Origin of the sequence: Xanthomonas cannabis pv. cannabis, assembly GCF_000802365.1 — a bacterium.
GTDB classification, from domain to species: domain Bacteria; phylum Pseudomonadota; class Gammaproteobacteria; order Xanthomonadales; family Xanthomonadaceae; genus Xanthomonas; species Xanthomonas cannabis.
On sequence record NZ_JSZE01000017.1, the window covers coordinates 19,430 to 33,712 of the forward strand.

Here is a 14,283-nt window from a genome sequence, read left to right on the forward strand (position 1 = left end):
GCCGTGCCTGATTACAGCGTGGTGGTGGGCTGCGCGTGGGCAGTCACGGCCACGTCGGCCGTTGGCGGGTGCGTGCTGTGGCTGCCCAGCAATGCCGAGAGCCGGCGATGGCAGTCGCGCAAGGCCAGGGCAGAGGCGGGCATGTCGCAGGCATCAAAGGTGCGCGCTTCCGCCTTCCAGGCGGCGAGCAGGTCTTCCAGATCACGGCGCAAGCTCGGCATGGTGGGTGTCTCGATGAGTGTCCCCTCTCTACGCAGGCAGCTGACGCGCAGATGCGGGGCGGGCCTGCGGCGCGATGACGCAGTTCAGTCGCGGACGCGTGCAGCCTGCGACGCGTTGCCTAGCGCGAGGCTGCGGCTGTCGTGACCGGTCGGTTGCGTCCGCCGGCCGGACGGACGAGCGGGCATCGCCTGATGGCGCTGGTTTACCAGGCGGCTGCGTTGTGACGGTCATGCGTGCCTGCGCGCTGCGTATGCGCACGGCACACGTCCACATCACGGCGGCGGGGGGAAGGTGGCTGCGCGGCCTTCTGCCGCAGGAGAGCAGCATGCGTACCCAAGACAGCGGCGCGACACGGATCGACGACCCCACCCCGCCCAATGGCGTCAAGGCGCCGGGCAAGAACGAAGACCTGCTGCAGGACGGCCCTGCGCAGGACAGCGAGATTGACGACGACGATGGCATCGAAGACGACGTCGACGAGGACGAAGACGAATAGGCACCGCAGACGTGGCTTCAGGTGCCGCGTCGCGGCATCCGGAGCCGCGTGCGTACCCGGTCCGGGAGCGCGCCTGCAGGTGCCGTGGATGCCTGCCCCGCTGGCGCCACGGCCGTCATGACTTCAATCGGCCACTTGGAACGAGCATGCGGTACGGCTGCGGCGTCGCCTGACGATGCAGCGCATGCTGCGGGCGAACGACGATCGGCGCATGCGCGCCCGCCAGCTCGTCAGCAGTCGCTACCCGGCCTACACTCCACAGCCCTCGCTTGCGCTGACGACCATGCAGACACTGCCACCGCTACCGACCATTGCGCTGGGTGAATATCGCCACTTCAAGGGCGGCCGCTACGAGGTGCTTGGCGTGGTGCGTAGCAGCGAGACGCTGGAACCGTTGGTGCTGTACCGGCCGTTGGACAACGGCGTTGGCCTGTGGGTCAGGCCGTATGCGATGTTTCTGGAACAGGTGAACGTGGATGGCGCCATGCGCCCGCGCTTTGCACCGGTTGCCTGAGAAGACATGCCGACCGCCGTGTCCCGGACACTGCAATGAGCACGACCGAGGCGCCGCTGCTGACGCCGGATGGGCGCTATCTCATCGTGCGTGGCCGGCTCTGGCGTACGGCCAATCCGCATCTAAGCGAAGATGCCCGTGCGGCGCTGGTAAGCGAGTTGATGGACGCGCGGCGCGCGGTCAAGGCGGCCAAACGCGCTGACGATGCACAGGCCCTGACGGCGGCACGTCGCCAGGTCGACGCCGCCAAGGTGGCCCTGGGAGAACGCGGCCCGGTGTGGTGGACCGACGGTGCCGACGATCTCAATCGGCATCTGGTCAGGAACACGCCCTACGCCGCATGGTTTGCCGCGCACGATGGCGCATGACCCAACCCGGCGCGTGCCGGGCTGGGTGCAGTGGCGTGGATGCAGGGCGGCTCAGCCCAGGTCGCAGTTGCTCGGCTGCGGCCAGGTGGTGGCAGGCAGCATGGCCTTGACGGCGGCCGGCGCGGTGATGCCGATGGTGCTGGCGCCGTACAGGTCTTCGAGCTCGTCGATGCTGACGATGTAGCTGTCCAGCGAGCCGAGATTTTCGCGATTGGGAATCAGCCAGCTGATGGCGCGCGTGCCGCCGCCCGGGTTGGCGGTGATGATGGTCTTCCAGAAGAAGTCCGGGGTACGGATACCGTGGCTGGCCAGGAAGTAGTCGTTGCTGGTGTCGCTGTAGATCACTCCGCCGTAGACCTGCACGCTGGCGATATCGCGGTAGCACTCGGCGACGTTTTCGGCGCGCACCCAGATGCCCTGGTTGAAGCTGGCCACCTGGGGCACGATGTTGGACATCAGGTTGGCGCGACGGATGTAGGTGGCGTTGTAGTCCATGTGGTTGGAGGTCACCAGATGGCCGCGGTCGTAGCCAGTGCGCACGCTGGCGTAGGAGGCGGTGGAGGTCTGGCCGGCGCAGCCGCTGGGCAGCTCGGTGTCCAGATTGAAGCCGGACGGGCGCGCGGCCGAGCCGGTATCGGCCTGCAGCACGTATTCGTAGCGCAGCGTGGTGTGGTTGGTACAGTCGTAACGCAGCGTGTAACCGCCTTTGTTGAGCGTGACGACCTGTGCCTGGGCAACGGCACTGAACGCGGTAAGAAGCACAACGGCAAACAGGGTCCTGAAACGCATGCGGCAAATCTCCTTCAAATCGGTCGGACGCACGACGCCGCCGCCGATATGCGAGAAGCAGACCGACGTGATGCGCAATGCGCTGAGCGAGGTCAATGGCTCGCCCGTCCCCTAGCGAGCGCGACAGCTATCGCATGCCAATGTTGCTTGCTTGTGACGAACGTGACAACACACCTGCGCCAGGCGCGCCGCAGCGCCAGGCTGTGACGGACTTGGCATCTACTGATGTGCCGGGATGGTGCAACAGCGCGATGCTGCCGGTCATTGCGCAGCTGCCGCGCAGGCGGCTGACGTCGTGTCACGTCGAATGGCGTAGGCACCAACCGGCGCCGTGCTCCCGCGCCGCGCCTGCCCGCAGCGCCTGCGCGACGCACTTGCCAAACGCTCCCTCAGGTCACGCAGCTCTGGTCGCCGCGGTCGCCGCGCGGTCGTCATCCGGCGCAAAAAAAACCCCCTGCTGCATCGATGCAGCAGGGGGGCGTTGACGATCCAGCGAAACGATCCGCACGGCGGATCGCGATCTGCTATGCGACTTCTTCGAGCGCGCGTTCTTGTTGGGTTGCCGCGTCCAGCTGGAACAATGACACCAGCTGGGTGAGGGTGCTGGACTGCTTTTCCATCGCGCGGGCGGCGGCCATGGCCTCTTCCACCAATGCCGCGTTCTGCTGGGTGGTTTCGTCCATCTGGATGACGGTCTGATTGACCTGCTCGATGCCGGCGGACTGCTCGCTGGAGGCGGCAGTGATCTGCCCCATGATGTCGGTGACGCGATTCACGCTGGCCACGATCTCGGTCATGGTGGTGCCGGCCTTGTGCACCAGCGCCGAGCCTTCGGCGACCTTGCCCACCGAGGCGTCGATCAGCTCCTTGATCTCCTTGGCGGCACCGGAGGAGCGCTGTGCCAGCGTGCGCACTTCGCTGGCCACCACCGCGAAGCCACGGCCCTGTTCGCCGGCGCGCGCCGCTTCCACCGCCGCGTTCAAGGCCAGGATGTTGGTCTGGAAGGCAATGCCATCGATGACGGAGATGATCTCGGCGATCTTCTTCGACGACGCTTCGATGCCGCTCATCGTGCCGACCACCTGGCTTACCACCTCGCCGCCCTTCGACGCCACGCCGGCAGCGCTACGTGCCAGTTCGTTGGCCTGATGCGCGTGTTCGGCGTTCTGCTTGACGGTGGAGGTGAGTTCTTCCATCGAGGCAGCGGTTTCTTCCAGGTTGGCTGCCTGCTGCTCGGTGCGTCGCGACAGGTCCTGATTGCCGGCGGCAATCTCGCCGGCAGCGGTATCGATTTCCGCCGACGACTGCTGGATGCGCGCGACGATGTCGGTCAGGCGCTCCACCGTGGTGTTGGCATCGTCGCGCATGCGGGCGAACACACCGGCAAAGTTGCCGTGCATGCGCGTGGTCAGGTCGCCGTTGGCGATCGCCTGCAGCACCTGCGACAACGCACCCAGGCTCTTGTCGGAGGTGCTCATCAGGTGGTTGAGGTCCACCACGATCTGGCGGAAGTCGTACTCGAACGCGGTCTCGTCGCCACGCGCGCTGAAGTCGCCCGCCGCAGCGGCCGCCGCCAGGCGCTTGATCTCGCCATTGATCGACAGCAGGCTGGCCCGCACGTCGTTGATCGACTGGCTGATCACCGCCTTCTCGCCCGGCAATGCCTCCAGTTGCTGCGACAGGTCGCCGGCCGCATAGCGCTCGGTCAATGCCACGATCTGCATGGTGACCGCGATATGGCTGGACACCAGCGTGTTGCTGGCGCGCACCATGGTGCCGAACTCGCCGGGGAACTCCTGCTCGGCGATGCGGTGGCTGACGATGCCGGCCTCGTGCTTGTCGCCCATGTCGGTCTGTGCCTGAATCACGCGACGCAGCTGGCGCTGCATGCTGTCCATGGCCTGCAACAGCTGGCCGACCTCGTCATTGCGGTCGATCGAGATGGCGTTGTCCAGCCGGCCCGACGACACCGCATGCGCAATGCCCACCGCGCGGTTGAGCGGCTGGGTGATGGCTCGCGCCACGATCCAGCCGAACGCGATGCACACCACCGCGCCGATCAGGCCCAGCAGCAGACCGGTCATGCTGGCGGTGACCGAACTGTCCACTGCTTCCTGCACGGTGCCGCGAAAGCGCGCATCGGCGCGCTTCTGCATGGCGGTGAGCGTGGTGCGATAGGTTTCCAGCGCTGGCGCCATGGCGCTCATCTGCGCGGCATCGGGTTCACGTTGCTCCACGAACGCCGCGGCCACGCCATGCGCCAGGCTGTAGTACTGATCGAACTGCTTGCCCAGGCGTGCCAGTTCCTGCGCGTTGGCCGGGTCGGATTTTTGCAGTTTCACGTAGGAGCTGTGGATGTCGTCGGCCACCGGTTTGGTGGCCGCCAACATGTCCGCATCGCCTGCGGCGGCCGCGCCATTGAGCCCGCTGATGAGCTTGTCCAGCGCTGCCACATTGCGCGTCATCGCGTCGAGCATCGGGAAATGCACGTCGCGCACCGCTTCCAGGCGGTCGTTGTTGCGATGGAACACCAGCGTGCTGAAAGCCACATAGCCCGATAGGCAAATGATTGCCACCGCTGCCGGCATCAGGATTTTCCAGAACAACGGTAGCGACAGAATGCGTCTCATGAGAGGGCTCTCGAGCAGGTGGCGGGTCACGGCTTCAAGACGACCTTGACGCTGGCGTCCACGGCTGCGGCACTGATGTAGCCGATTGCGCCCGGCGTGGCCGCCACGGCCTTCTTGACCGCGTCGTCGCCGCTGACGCGCTTGGGGCGTTGCGCCTTGCCGGTGAACATCAGCTGCGACCAGTACGACTTCAGCTGCGCCGCATCGCGCGAGGCAACCTTCTTGTAGAACTCATCGCGCGTGGCGGCGCCTTCTTCCTGGTCGATCGGTACCGCTGCGCCGCCGCCGGGCAGACTGTTGGACTTGGCCAGGAAGATCTGCGAGACCTGCGCCGCGCTCAGGCTGTCCGGGCCGCCCTTGGCCGCCATCACCACCACCACGTCGGCGTTGGCCGAGAACGCAACCAGCGACAACAGCGCAAGCGCGCAGCCTGCGGAATACTTGGAAAGTTTCATGGGGGCTCTCTTAGAACACGAAGTCGACGGACGCCGACAGCAGGTTGTAGCTGCCGCCCGGACGGAAGCCCGGCTGGATGTTGTTCAACGAGCCGAACGAGCCGGCGTTGTTGTTGATATGGCTGGCCTGCAGCTTGAACGCCATGCTCTCGCGCGCATCCCAACGCAGCGAGGCGGTGACGCTGTGACGGCCGCTTTCGGCCTGCGCCAGCGCACGGGTCATGATGCCGACCGGGTCCTGGCCCGGGGCGATGCTCGAGGCCTTGCGATCGACGCTGCCGAAGGTGACCGATGGGGTCAGCGTGCCGAACCGGCCGCCGACGCTGAGGTAACCGGAGGTGGTCTTGCCGTTGAGCGAGGGCGAGTAATCGGCCTGGATCACTTCGGTGCGCAGGAACCAGTTGCCCGGGTCGTAGGCGTAGCCCACGCTGGCGAAGCTGCCATCCACATCGTAGGTGGTCAGGCGATTGGCCAGCGCCGGATTGATGCGCTGGTAGGCGGTGAACAGGCGGTCCAGCGATGGCGTGTCGAAGGTGCTGGTGCCGACGATGTAGCCGGCACGGAAAGTCGATGCGCCCGATTCCAGGCCGATGGCCAACCCGCGCAGCGCGTCTACGTCGGCCTTCTTGGAATCGATGCGGCCATAGAAGCCCTGCACGCTGACCACGCTTTGGCCAACGTTGACGGTGTACACGCCTTCGATGCCGTCCATCGGCAGGAGGTAGTTGTAGACCTCGTAGGGCGGGCGCACCCACGGGGTGGCATAGCCCACGCGCTGGTACTCGGAGAGCATGTACAACGGCGCGGTGATGCGGCCCAGACGTGCGGCGAACTGCGGGCCGAACTGGTACTTCACGTGGGCCAGGGTCACCTTGGGCGCGTAGTCGGCGCGCTCGGCGTATTCGCTGGTCACCTGCAGCACGCCGGTGAAGTTGTCGGTGAAGTTGGCATTGACCTGGCCGGCGATGCGCGAGTCCGGGCGGGCGGAGGTGGAGTGGCTTGCGCCAACGCCTTCCACGGTCTGGATGTCGGGCGTGAAGTCGGCCTGATCCTCCGTCGAGTGCACCACGCCCAGCGTGCCGAAGCCGCTGAAGGAAAACATCGAGTCCTCCTGCGCGTAGGCGCAGGTCGACGAGGCCAGGGCGATGGCGCCACTGAGCAGTTTGACGGTCAGGTTCATTGCGGTCTCGCTAAGAAGATGATGGACGCCGCGCCAGGAGCGCAGCGGGCAGAACGGTGATGCGCGTCGCGTCGCGCTGATCCCCGGTAGCGGCTGCCTATGGCATCGCTTTAGCGAGTTTTTTACGAATTTAAGAAACGGTTAATTCGCAGGAGACATTACGGAAATGAACGATAGTCCGGCGCTATCGGAATGCCCGGGTTACCCAATCGCCGGGGTGGTTGGACGTTTTTGTCCGGCACCGCTTCGACGTTGAGCGCAGCCGATGGCGCAGGAGTTGAAGATCGCAGGCGCACGGCGCTACCACGCGTGTCATGCGCGTGCTGGCCTGACGCACACGACAACGCCACGCGTGGGCGTGGCGTTGTCGTGTGATGGCCAACCACCGGGAGTCATTCGCGCTGGCATCGTCGCGGTCACCCGCCTGGCGCTCGACGGCCGTCAGCTCGTTGCCATCATGGCGTGGTAGCCCACGCCGGGGATCAGGCCGCCGACGCGTGATCGGTCGCCGGCAATTTGACGACCACCTTGATCTCGAACCGGAAGCCGGCCAGCCAGGTCACCCCCACGGCGGTGACGGTGGGGTAGGGGGCCGGGCCCCAGTAATCGGCCCACCGGTTCCAGGCAGCGTCGAACACCACCTCGGGATCGACCATGAACAAGGTGACATCCACCACGTCCTGCGAGGTGCAGCCGGCCGCGCTGAGGATGGCGTCGAGATTGCTGAAGGCGCGCGCGATCTCCGCGTCCAGGTCGGGCTCGGGCGACCCGTCTTCGCGGCTGCCGACCTGGCCGGCGACGAACAGCAGGCCGTCGGCGCGTACCGCCGGCGAATAGCGATGGCGCTCATACAGGGCGTGGCGGCCCGGCGGTAAAACAACGTCACGTGTGGCCATGGAGGTCTCCTTCGAAGTGCGACAGAACGGACCTCCACCCTAAACGCGTGGCCGCGTGCGATAAATCCGCAGCCTTGACCAACACTGTTTGTAGAATCCAAACAATCTGGGTGCGGGAGTGGCGATGGATCGGTTCGATGCGATGCAGGCGTTTGCGCGCGTGGTGGAGGCCGGCAGCTTCACCAAGGCCGCAGACACGCTGCACATGAGCCGGGCCAGTGTCACCCAGCTGGTGCAGCAGCTCGAAGCGCGCCTGCGGGTGACCCTGCTCCACCGCACCACGCGCCGGGTGCAGGTGACCGCCGATGGCGCGGCCTACTACGACCGCGTGGTGCGTCTGCTGGCCGACATGGACGACGCGGAAACCAGCCTGTCCGATGCCTCGACACTGCCGCGCGGGCGCCTGCGCGTGGATGTGCCCAGCCCGTTGGCGCGGCTGATCCTGATGCCGGCGGTGCCGGCCTTTCATGCGCGCTATCCGGATATCCAGCTGGACATGGGTGTCAGCGACCGTCGCGTGGACCTGATCGGCGAGAACGTGGATTGCGTGATACGCGGGGGCACCATCACCGACCAGTCGTTGATCGCGCGCCACGTGGCCGACCTGCAGGCCGGCGTCTACGCCGCGCCCGCGTATCTGCAGCGGCTGGGCATGCCCACCCACCCGTCCGAGCTGGAAAACACCCGGCATCGCTGCGTCGGCTTCATGCGCTGGGGCACTACCACGACGGTTCCCTATGTGATGCAGCGGGGCGACGATGCGGTGCGCGTCCACGGGCGGCACGTTGTGGCCGCCGACGATGGCAATGCGTATCTCGCCGCCGGCCTGGCAGGAATGGGCGTGCTGTGGCTGCCGGTGTACATGGCCAACGCGCATGTCGCCAGCGGCGAGCTGGTGCCGGTCTTTCAGAACTGGCAGCTGGAAGCGATGCCGTTGTCGATCGCCTTTCCGCCCAACCGCCACGTCAGCGCCAAGCTGCGGGTGTTCATCGATTGGGTGATTGCGCTGATGGCCGAGCATGCGCCGCCGATGACGCCCGCTCTGCGATAAGCGCTGCGCATAAGCGCGGCGCTATTGCGTCACTTCGCGCCGCACCGGATACCGCCAGCCAGTGATCGCCGCGTAGGGTGAGCGTGCGTGGATCCACTGCAGTCGCGCATCGCCATCTGTGCGGAACGCAGCATCGCTGGCCAGCTTGTGCTCGAATTCGCGGCGTAATGCGGCGTCGCTGCGCAACAGGCGTTCGGTAAAGTCCACCAGCTCGGCGCCGTATAGCCCGCTGTCGGGGCTGCCGGCGTTGCGGAATCGTCCGCTGGCCAGCAGGGAATCGCTGCTGAGCGGCTCCAGCAATGCGGCGGCCAACATGCGCATCGGTTGATCGGCGGGCACGCGGATGCTGCCGGCAGGAAAGAGCTCGTCCACGCTGTCTGTGTGCGCGACCTGCTTGCCGGTGGCGTCGGTATTGGTATTGGTGTTGGTGTTGGTGAAGCGAATCTGCTGCACCGTGTGCTGGCGCGGCTGCTGCAGACGTTCGTACTGGATGCCATGCGTGTTGAGCAACGCAAGCACGTCGTCGTAGCCGGGGGGAATCCACCAGGCCACCGGATACTGCACCGCCTGCGTCTGGCGGTAACCGATCACCGGCATCGTCCAGGTTTCATCGCGGCCTTCCCAGCGCAATTCCTGCCGGCCGGAGACCGGCGACAGAGCGCGGGTATACGTCACGCCCTTGAACGCGATGTGGTCGATCGGCTGCGGCAGGCGTTCCCAGGCCACCATCAATTCCTGCGGACGTGCGGCACGATCGGCCCTCTTGGCGGCAGCGATCTTGTTTGCATCGCGACCGACCAGGCGCAGCGCTTCTTCGAGCAGGACGTAGTCGCCGAGCACGCGCTGCCGGTACGACTTCAGTCGGTGGTTTTCCACCAGCACGGTGGGAATGCCGGCGAAATCGCCGTAGCCGGTGGAATAACGCGGGCCTTCCGGCGAATAGCGCAGGCCCGAGCGCGGCGCATCTTCGTCGATCAGGCTGGGGTAGATCGCAGGTGTGTGGCCCTGGTTGCGCAGCGCGGCGTTGACGGCCGGCGTGAAGCGTTGCTGCAGCCAGCCGGCAGTGACGCGCGAACGTGCATATGTGCCCCAGCCGGCGAAGGTAAAGGTGATGTCGTACTGATGATCGAGCCCGCCGCTGACATGCAGGTCGATGTACAGCGCGGGGTCGAGCGTGTGCAGCAACGTGACCATCGCGCGCGTCTCCGGTGCCTCCAGGTTGAGATAATCGCGATTGAGGTTGATGCCGCGCGGTGTGGTGTTCCAGCCCATCTGTTGCGGGCCACGCAATGCGGCACCGATCAGCGGGCCGCGTTGTTCGTGGCCGTCGCTGTTGAGGATGGGCACGAACACGAAGTCCACCGCATCCAGTAGATCGTCCTTGCCGCGCTGGGCGATGTCGCGCAGCAGCATCAGCCCGGCGTCCTTGCCATCGATCTCGCCGCCATGGATGCCGGCCTGCGCCAGCACCACCGGTTTGCCCGGCGTGCCCTTGCGCGCGCGGACCAGCAGCAGGTCGCGCCCTTCGGCGGTCTTGCCGAACACTTCCAGCGACAACAACGGCGATGCCGCGACCAGGCGCTGCAACCACGCACGCGTTTCTTCGTAGCTGGGCGTGCTGACGAAATCGCTGCGCTCGGCCGGCGTGATCCACGGATCGGCTGGACCGGCGATCAACGCCTCGCTCGCGCCATGCCAGGTGCGCACCGGCGGCAACAGGGAAGTGGTTTCCAGTGGCTGTGCGCCAAGCGACGTTTCAGCAAGACATGCGGCCGCGAGCAGGCAGGCAGAGGCGGTACGTGTCGCGCGGTGAAAGCCGGGGCGCGGGGAGCAGGGCGAGGCGACGCGGTGGCCGGCGTGCGTGGAGTCGGGGCAGGTGCGTGGATCGGAACTCATGTGGCGTGTGCAATCTCGTGTGGAGGTGGTGACAGCGATGGGCCTGCTGAAGGCAGTTGCCGTGCGCTCTGCCGCAAGTGTCTGGGTGACGGGTACGGCACTGGCCGCAATGGCCGGCTGCAGCCTGCGCAAAGCCATGCCGGCGTCGCGGGCGGCCGGGCATCTTAGGCCAGAGTCGGCAATGTGATAACGTATCATTTTACCCATGATCGGCACGATGTCCCCATCTCCACAGCCAGCGCCGGCGATCTCGATCGACAACCTGCACGTCGCTTACCGCGGACGTGCCGTGCTGCAAGGCCTCACGCTTCAGGTCGCCGCCGGCAGCGTCTACGCCTTGCTCGGTGGCAACGGTGCCGGCAAGTCCTCGACCTTGTCTGCCTTGCTGGGCTTTGTGAAACCCGCATCGGGAACGCTGCTGGTGGATGGTGTCGACCCGGTGTCCGCGCCCGGCAAGGCACGTGCGCGGCTGGCCTATCTGCCGGAAAACGTGGCGCTCTATGAGCATCTCAGTGCCATGGAAAACGCCGACTACCTGCTCGCGCTGGCCGGGCAGCGCTGCGCTCACGCCGCGATCGGCCAGGCATTTGCCGCCGCTGGTCTGCAGCGCGAGGCCTGGACGCAACGCCTGGCCGGGTTCTCCAAGGGCATGCGCCAGAAGGTGGCCATCGCCGTCGCCAGCCTGCGTCAGGTGCCGGTGTTGCTGCTGGATGAGCCCACCTCCGGGCTGGATCCGCGCGCCATTGCCGACTTCAACCGCCTGGTCGGCGGCGTGCGCGAACGTGGCGGTGCGGTGTTGATGGTCACGCACGATCTGCTCGGCGCGGTCGACGTTGCAGACCGCATCGGTTTTCTCGAAGACGGGCGCATTGCCGAACAGATCGGCGCCGGCGACAGCGGGTTCGATGTGCGCTCCCTGCATGCGCGCTTTGCGCGTCCGCAGGATCACGCTGCATGAGCCGCCGCGCATGAGGGCTGTGTGGTTGGTCGCCCGCGAAGAACTGCGCTTCATGGCACGCAATCGCTCCGCCGCCATCGGCGTGGTGTTGCTGATGCTGCTGACGCTGGCGGCCACGCTGACTGCCGCGCATCACCAGCGCCAGGTCACCGAGTTCCGCGCGCGTCAGCAACAGGCCGCGCAGCAGGCCTTCGAGGCCCAGCCGGACCGGCATCCGCATCGCGTGGTGCATTACGGCCACTTCATCTATCGCCCGTTGCCGGCGCTGGCCGCCTTCGATGCGGGCGTGGATGCGTTCACCGGCAACAGCATGTTCCTGGAAGGCCATCGCCAGAACACCGCCAACTTCGGCGACGTGCGTCAGAGCTCGTTGCTGGTGCGGTTCGGCCAACTGACCCCGGCGTTCGTGTTGCAGGTACTGGCGCCGTTGCTGCTGGTGTTCCTGGGCTATGGCGCGGTGGCGCGCGAACAGGACGCCGGCACGCTGCGCGTGTTGCTGTTGCAGGGCGCCACGCGCCGGCAACTGCTTGGCGGCAAATATCTGGCATTGGCTGCGGTGGCCGGGGCCTGCCTGCTGCCGGCGCTGGTCGGCCTGATACCGATTGCCCTGGTGCCCGGCCAGGCCGGGCCGGTGGCGCTGCTGGTGCTGGCGTATGCGGCGTATCTGCTGGTGTGGTGCGCGTTGGTGCTGGCGGTCTCGATGCTGTGCCGGCGCGGGCGCGATGCGCTGCTGGTGGCGCTGGCGCTGTGGGTGTGGCTGGCCGTGCTGGTGCCGCGGGTGGCACCGGATGTGGCCAGCGCGGCGTACCGGCTGCCCACGCGGCTGGAAACCGATGTGGCCATCCAGCGCGATCTGCGCACGCTCGGCGACAGCCATAACCCGGATGACCCGCACTTTTCGCAGTTCAAGCAGCAGGTGCTGCGCCGCTACGGTGTCCAGCGCGTGGAAGACCTGCCGGTCAACTACAAGGGCCTGCTCGCACTGGAAGGCGAGCGGCTCAGCGCCAGCCTGTTCGAACGCTACGCCGCGCGCGATGCCCGCATCCAGCAGGACCAGAACCTGCTGGTGCGCAGCTTCGCGGCGCTAAGCCCGACGGTTGCGCTGCGCGAGGTGTCGATGGCGTTGGCACGCACCGATCTACGCGCGCACGAGCACTTTCTGGCGCAGGCCGAGCGCTATCGCTACACGCTGGTGCAACAGCTCAACCAGTTGCAGGCCGATGCGGTGCGCATGGCCGACGACACCGCGCAGGATGCCGGTGCCGACCAGCGCAAGCGCATTTCCGCAGCGCACTGGCATGCGATTCCGGTATTCGCGTTCGTGCCGGCGTCCAACGATGAGGTGATCGGCGCGGCGCGCATCCCGCTGGGACTGATCGGGGCCTGGTTGCTGGCGGGGCTGTGCATGCTGGTCGTCGCCGGCCGACGTGTGGGAGTGACGCGCTGATGCTGCTGTGGAAATACGAACTGCTGTTGCTGCTGCGCGCGCGCGCAGCAGCGGCCGGCCTGGTGCTGCTTGCGCTGCTGACCGTGTGCAGCCTGCTGTCCGGGCAGCACGTCATCGCTGCGCAGCGCGCCAACATCGCACGCATTGCAGCGCTGCAGCAGGAAGACACTGCGGCGGTGGCCGCCTATGTCGCGCGCAGCAACGATGCCGGCAGCGCGGCCTACTACAGTTTTCACCCGACCTGGGATGCGCCCGCGCCGCTGGCATTTGCTGCGGTGGGCATGCGCGATGTGGCGCCGTACATCCTGCGCGTGCGCGCGCTGGGGCTGGAGGCGCAGATCTACGATGGCGACAGTTACAACCCGGAGCTGGCGCTGGCCGGCCGCTTCGACTACGCGTTCGTGCTGGTGTTCCTGCTGCCGCTGTTCGTGATTGCGCTGCTGTTCGACCTGCGCTCCGGAGAGCGCGAAGCCGGGCGCGCGCGCATGCTGGCGGCCCTGCCGGGTGCCGGCGCCAGGGTGTGGATGCGACGGGTGACGGTGCGTGCATTGGCGGTACTGCTGTGCCTGGCCGTGCCGTTCGTCATTGCCGCCAGCGTCAACGGCGTACCGCTGCTGCAGCAACTGGCCGTGCTGGCGCTGACCTGCGCGTACCTGCTGTTCTGGGTACTGCTGGCGGTGGTGGTGGGCCGCCTGCGCTGGCGGCCCGCCGCGCATGCCACGGCACTGGCCACCTGCTGGGTGCTGCTGGCCCTGGTGGCACCGGCGCTGGCGCATGTGGCGATCAACGAGGCGGTGCCGGTCACCCAGGGCACCGAGATCGCACGATTGCAGCGCGAGGCGGTCAACCACGCCTGGGATATTCCGCGCCAAGCCACCATGCAGCGCTTCTACGCGCGCAACGCGCAGTGGGCCGATTCGGCGCCGTTGACCGACGCCTTCCACTACAAGTGGTATTTCGCCTTCCACGAAAACGGCGACCAGCAGGTGGCCACGCAGGTGGCCGCGTACCGCCAGGGGCTGGTGCGTCGCGAAGCGCTCGCGCAGCGTGCCGCCATGGTGCTGCCGCCGGTGGCGCTGCAGGCCGCGTTGACGCGGCTGGCGCAGACCGACCTGCGTGCACAACTGGCCTACCAGGACCGCATCCGTGCCTACCATCAGCGGTTGCGCACGTTCTACTACGGTTACCTGTTCCGCGACCGCCCGTTTACGCGCGCGGACTTCGAGCGCGCGCCGCGCTTCGATGCCACCGCCGAGCCGGCGTCGTAGGACCATGCCGCGTTGCACGCGCTGTGCAGCGTCGTGTTGGCGGAGCATGCCGCCTGCCGCCTGCGCAAGCTGGCGCGCAGGATGAACACCCGGTGCCGGCCGTGCTAGATGAA

General features: G+C 66.8%; 14 protein-coding genes. 7 read left to right on the forward strand and 7 right to left on the reverse strand.

Annotated elements, in window-relative coordinates; all coding sequences use genetic code 11:
- Positions 1-11: 11 nt before the first annotated feature.
- Positions 12-221, reverse strand: coding sequence for a hypothetical protein (locus OZ10_RS04215; RefSeq protein ID WP_039405930.1), 210 nt, complete (start codon positions 219-221; stop codon positions 12-14).
- 326 nt (positions 222-547) lie between these two features.
- Between OZ10_RS04215 and OZ10_RS22680 the strand changes: the two genes are divergently transcribed.
- The 3 genes from OZ10_RS22680 to OZ10_RS04230 all read left to right on the forward strand — a co-directional run bounded on the left by OZ10_RS22680 (position 548) and on the right by OZ10_RS04230 (position 1,600).
- Positions 548-718: a hypothetical protein gene (locus OZ10_RS22680; protein ID WP_068835610.1), complete on the forward strand. Its 171-nt coding sequence runs from the start codon at positions 548-550 to the stop codon at positions 716-718.
- A 283-nt stretch (positions 719-1,001) separates the two neighbouring features.
- Entirely contained in the window at positions 1,002-1,232 is a 231-nt protein-coding gene (locus tag OZ10_RS04225) for a DUF1653 domain-containing protein (protein ID WP_039405983.1), read from the forward strand.
- A 35-nt stretch (positions 1,233-1,267) separates the two neighbouring features.
- Positions 1,268-1,600 (forward strand): hypothetical protein, encoded by a 333-nt coding sequence (locus OZ10_RS04230; protein WP_039405924.1) that lies wholly within the window; start codon positions 1,268-1,270, stop codon positions 1,598-1,600.
- 51 nt (positions 1,601-1,651) lie between these two features.
- Here OZ10_RS04230 and OZ10_RS04235 read toward each other — a convergent pair whose 3' ends face one another.
- The 5 genes from OZ10_RS04235 to OZ10_RS04260 all read right to left on the reverse strand — a co-directional run bounded on the left by OZ10_RS04235 (position 1,652) and on the right by OZ10_RS04260 (position 7,550).
- A complete protein-coding gene (locus OZ10_RS04235) occupies positions 1,652-2,389 on the reverse strand; it encodes a DNA/RNA non-specific endonuclease (RefSeq protein ID WP_039405981.1) in 738 nt (245 codons plus the stop codon).
- A 524-nt stretch (positions 2,390-2,913) separates the two neighbouring features.
- On the reverse strand, positions 2,914-5,049 hold the full coding sequence (locus OZ10_RS04240) for a methyl-accepting chemotaxis protein (protein WP_139051271.1): 2,136 nt from the start codon (positions 5,047-5,049) through the stop codon (positions 2,914-2,916).
- Positions 5,046-5,474: a type 2 periplasmic-binding domain-containing protein gene (locus OZ10_RS04245; RefSeq protein WP_039405919.1), complete on the reverse strand. Its 429-nt coding sequence runs from the start codon at positions 5,472-5,474 to the stop codon at positions 5,046-5,048. The genes OZ10_RS04240 and OZ10_RS04245 overlap by 4 nt, the downstream gene beginning before the upstream one ends.
- A gap of 10 nt (positions 5,475-5,484) precedes the next feature.
- Positions 5,485-6,654, reverse strand: coding sequence for a hypothetical protein (locus OZ10_RS04250; RefSeq protein ID WP_039405915.1), 1,170 nt, complete (start codon positions 6,652-6,654; stop codon positions 5,485-5,487).
- Between the two features lie 482 nt (positions 6,655-7,136).
- Entirely contained in the window at positions 7,137-7,550 is a 414-nt protein-coding gene (locus OZ10_RS04260; RefSeq protein WP_039405908.1) for a Rid family hydrolase, read from the reverse strand.
- Positions 7,551-7,674: 124 nt separating this feature from the next.
- Here OZ10_RS04260 and OZ10_RS04265 point away from each other — a divergent pair, with 124 nt between their 5' ends.
- On the forward strand, positions 7,675-8,601 hold the full coding sequence (locus tag OZ10_RS04265) for a LysR family transcriptional regulator (protein ID WP_039405905.1): 927 nt from the start codon (positions 7,675-7,677) through the stop codon (positions 8,599-8,601).
- Positions 8,602-8,622: 21 nt separating this feature from the next.
- Here the strand turns inward: OZ10_RS04265 and OZ10_RS04270 are convergent, their stop codons facing one another.
- Positions 8,623-10,497: a M14 family metallopeptidase gene (locus OZ10_RS04270; RefSeq protein ID WP_039405902.1), complete on the reverse strand. Its 1,875-nt coding sequence runs from the start codon at positions 10,495-10,497 to the stop codon at positions 8,623-8,625.
- Between the two features lie 217 nt (positions 10,498-10,714).
- On the opposite strand from OZ10_RS04270, the gene OZ10_RS04275 reads away from it, so the two are divergent.
- Genes OZ10_RS04275 through OZ10_RS04285 form a run of 3 tightly spaced genes read left to right on the forward strand, consistent with a single transcriptional unit; the run spans position 10,715 to position 14,170 of the window.
- Complete coding sequence (locus tag OZ10_RS04275; protein WP_039405979.1) at positions 10,715-11,455, forward strand: ABC transporter ATP-binding protein; 741 nt, start codon at positions 10,715-10,717, stop codon at positions 11,453-11,455.
- A gap of 10 nt (positions 11,456-11,465) precedes the next feature.
- Positions 11,466-12,902, forward strand: coding sequence for an ABC transporter permease (locus OZ10_RS04280; protein WP_039405900.1), 1,437 nt, complete (start codon positions 11,466-11,468; stop codon positions 12,900-12,902).
- A complete protein-coding gene (locus tag OZ10_RS04285; RefSeq protein ID WP_039564009.1) occupies positions 12,902-14,170 on the forward strand; it encodes a DUF3526 domain-containing protein in 1,269 nt (422 codons plus the stop codon). The genes OZ10_RS04280 and OZ10_RS04285 overlap by 1 nt, the downstream gene beginning before the upstream one ends.
- Positions 14,171-14,283: the final 113 nt, after the last annotated feature.

Bases quoted from the DNA above. Each gene is read 5' to 3' on its own strand.
- OZ10_RS04235 (WP_039405981.1), bottom strand. From the start codon at position 2,389: ATGCGTTTCAGGACCCTGTTTGCCGTTGTGCTTCTTACCGCGTTCAGT.
- OZ10_RS04270 (WP_039405902.1), bottom strand. From the start codon at position 10,497: ATGAGTTCCGATCCACGCACCTGCCCCGACTCCACGCACGCCGGCCAC.
- OZ10_RS04260 (WP_039405908.1), bottom strand. From the start codon at position 7,550: ATGGCCACACGTGACGTTGTTTTACCGCCGGGCCGCCACGCCCTGTAT.
- OZ10_RS04230 (WP_039405924.1), top strand. From the start codon at position 1,268: ATGAGCACGACCGAGGCGCCGCTGCTGACGCCGGATGGGCGCTATCTC.
- OZ10_RS04280 (WP_039405900.1), top strand. From the start codon at position 11,466: ATGAGGGCTGTGTGGTTGGTCGCCCGCGAAGAACTGCGCTTCATGGCA.
- OZ10_RS04250 (WP_039405915.1), bottom strand. From the start codon at position 6,654: ATGAACCTGACCGTCAAACTGCTCAGTGGCGCCATCGCCCTGGCCTCG.
- OZ10_RS22680 (WP_068835610.1), top strand. From the start codon at position 548: ATGCGTACCCAAGACAGCGGCGCGACACGGATCGACGACCCCACCCCG.
- OZ10_RS04285 (WP_039564009.1), top strand. From the start codon at position 12,902: ATGCTGCTGTGGAAATACGAACTGCTGTTGCTGCTGCGCGCGCGCGCA.
- OZ10_RS04245 (WP_039405919.1), bottom strand. From the start codon at position 5,474: ATGAAACTTTCCAAGTATTCCGCAGGCTGCGCGCTTGCGCTGTTGTCG.
- OZ10_RS04275 (WP_039405979.1), top strand. From the start codon at position 10,715: ATGTCCCCATCTCCACAGCCAGCGCCGGCGATCTCGATCGACAACCTG.
- OZ10_RS04265 (WP_039405905.1), top strand. From the start codon at position 7,675: ATGGATCGGTTCGATGCGATGCAGGCGTTTGCGCGCGTGGTGGAGGCC.
- OZ10_RS04215 (WP_039405930.1), bottom strand. From the start codon at position 221: ATGCCGAGCTTGCGCCGTGATCTGGAAGACCTGCTCGCCGCCTGGAAG.
- OZ10_RS04225 (WP_039405983.1), top strand. From the start codon at position 1,002: ATGCAGACACTGCCACCGCTACCGACCATTGCGCTGGGTGAATATCGC.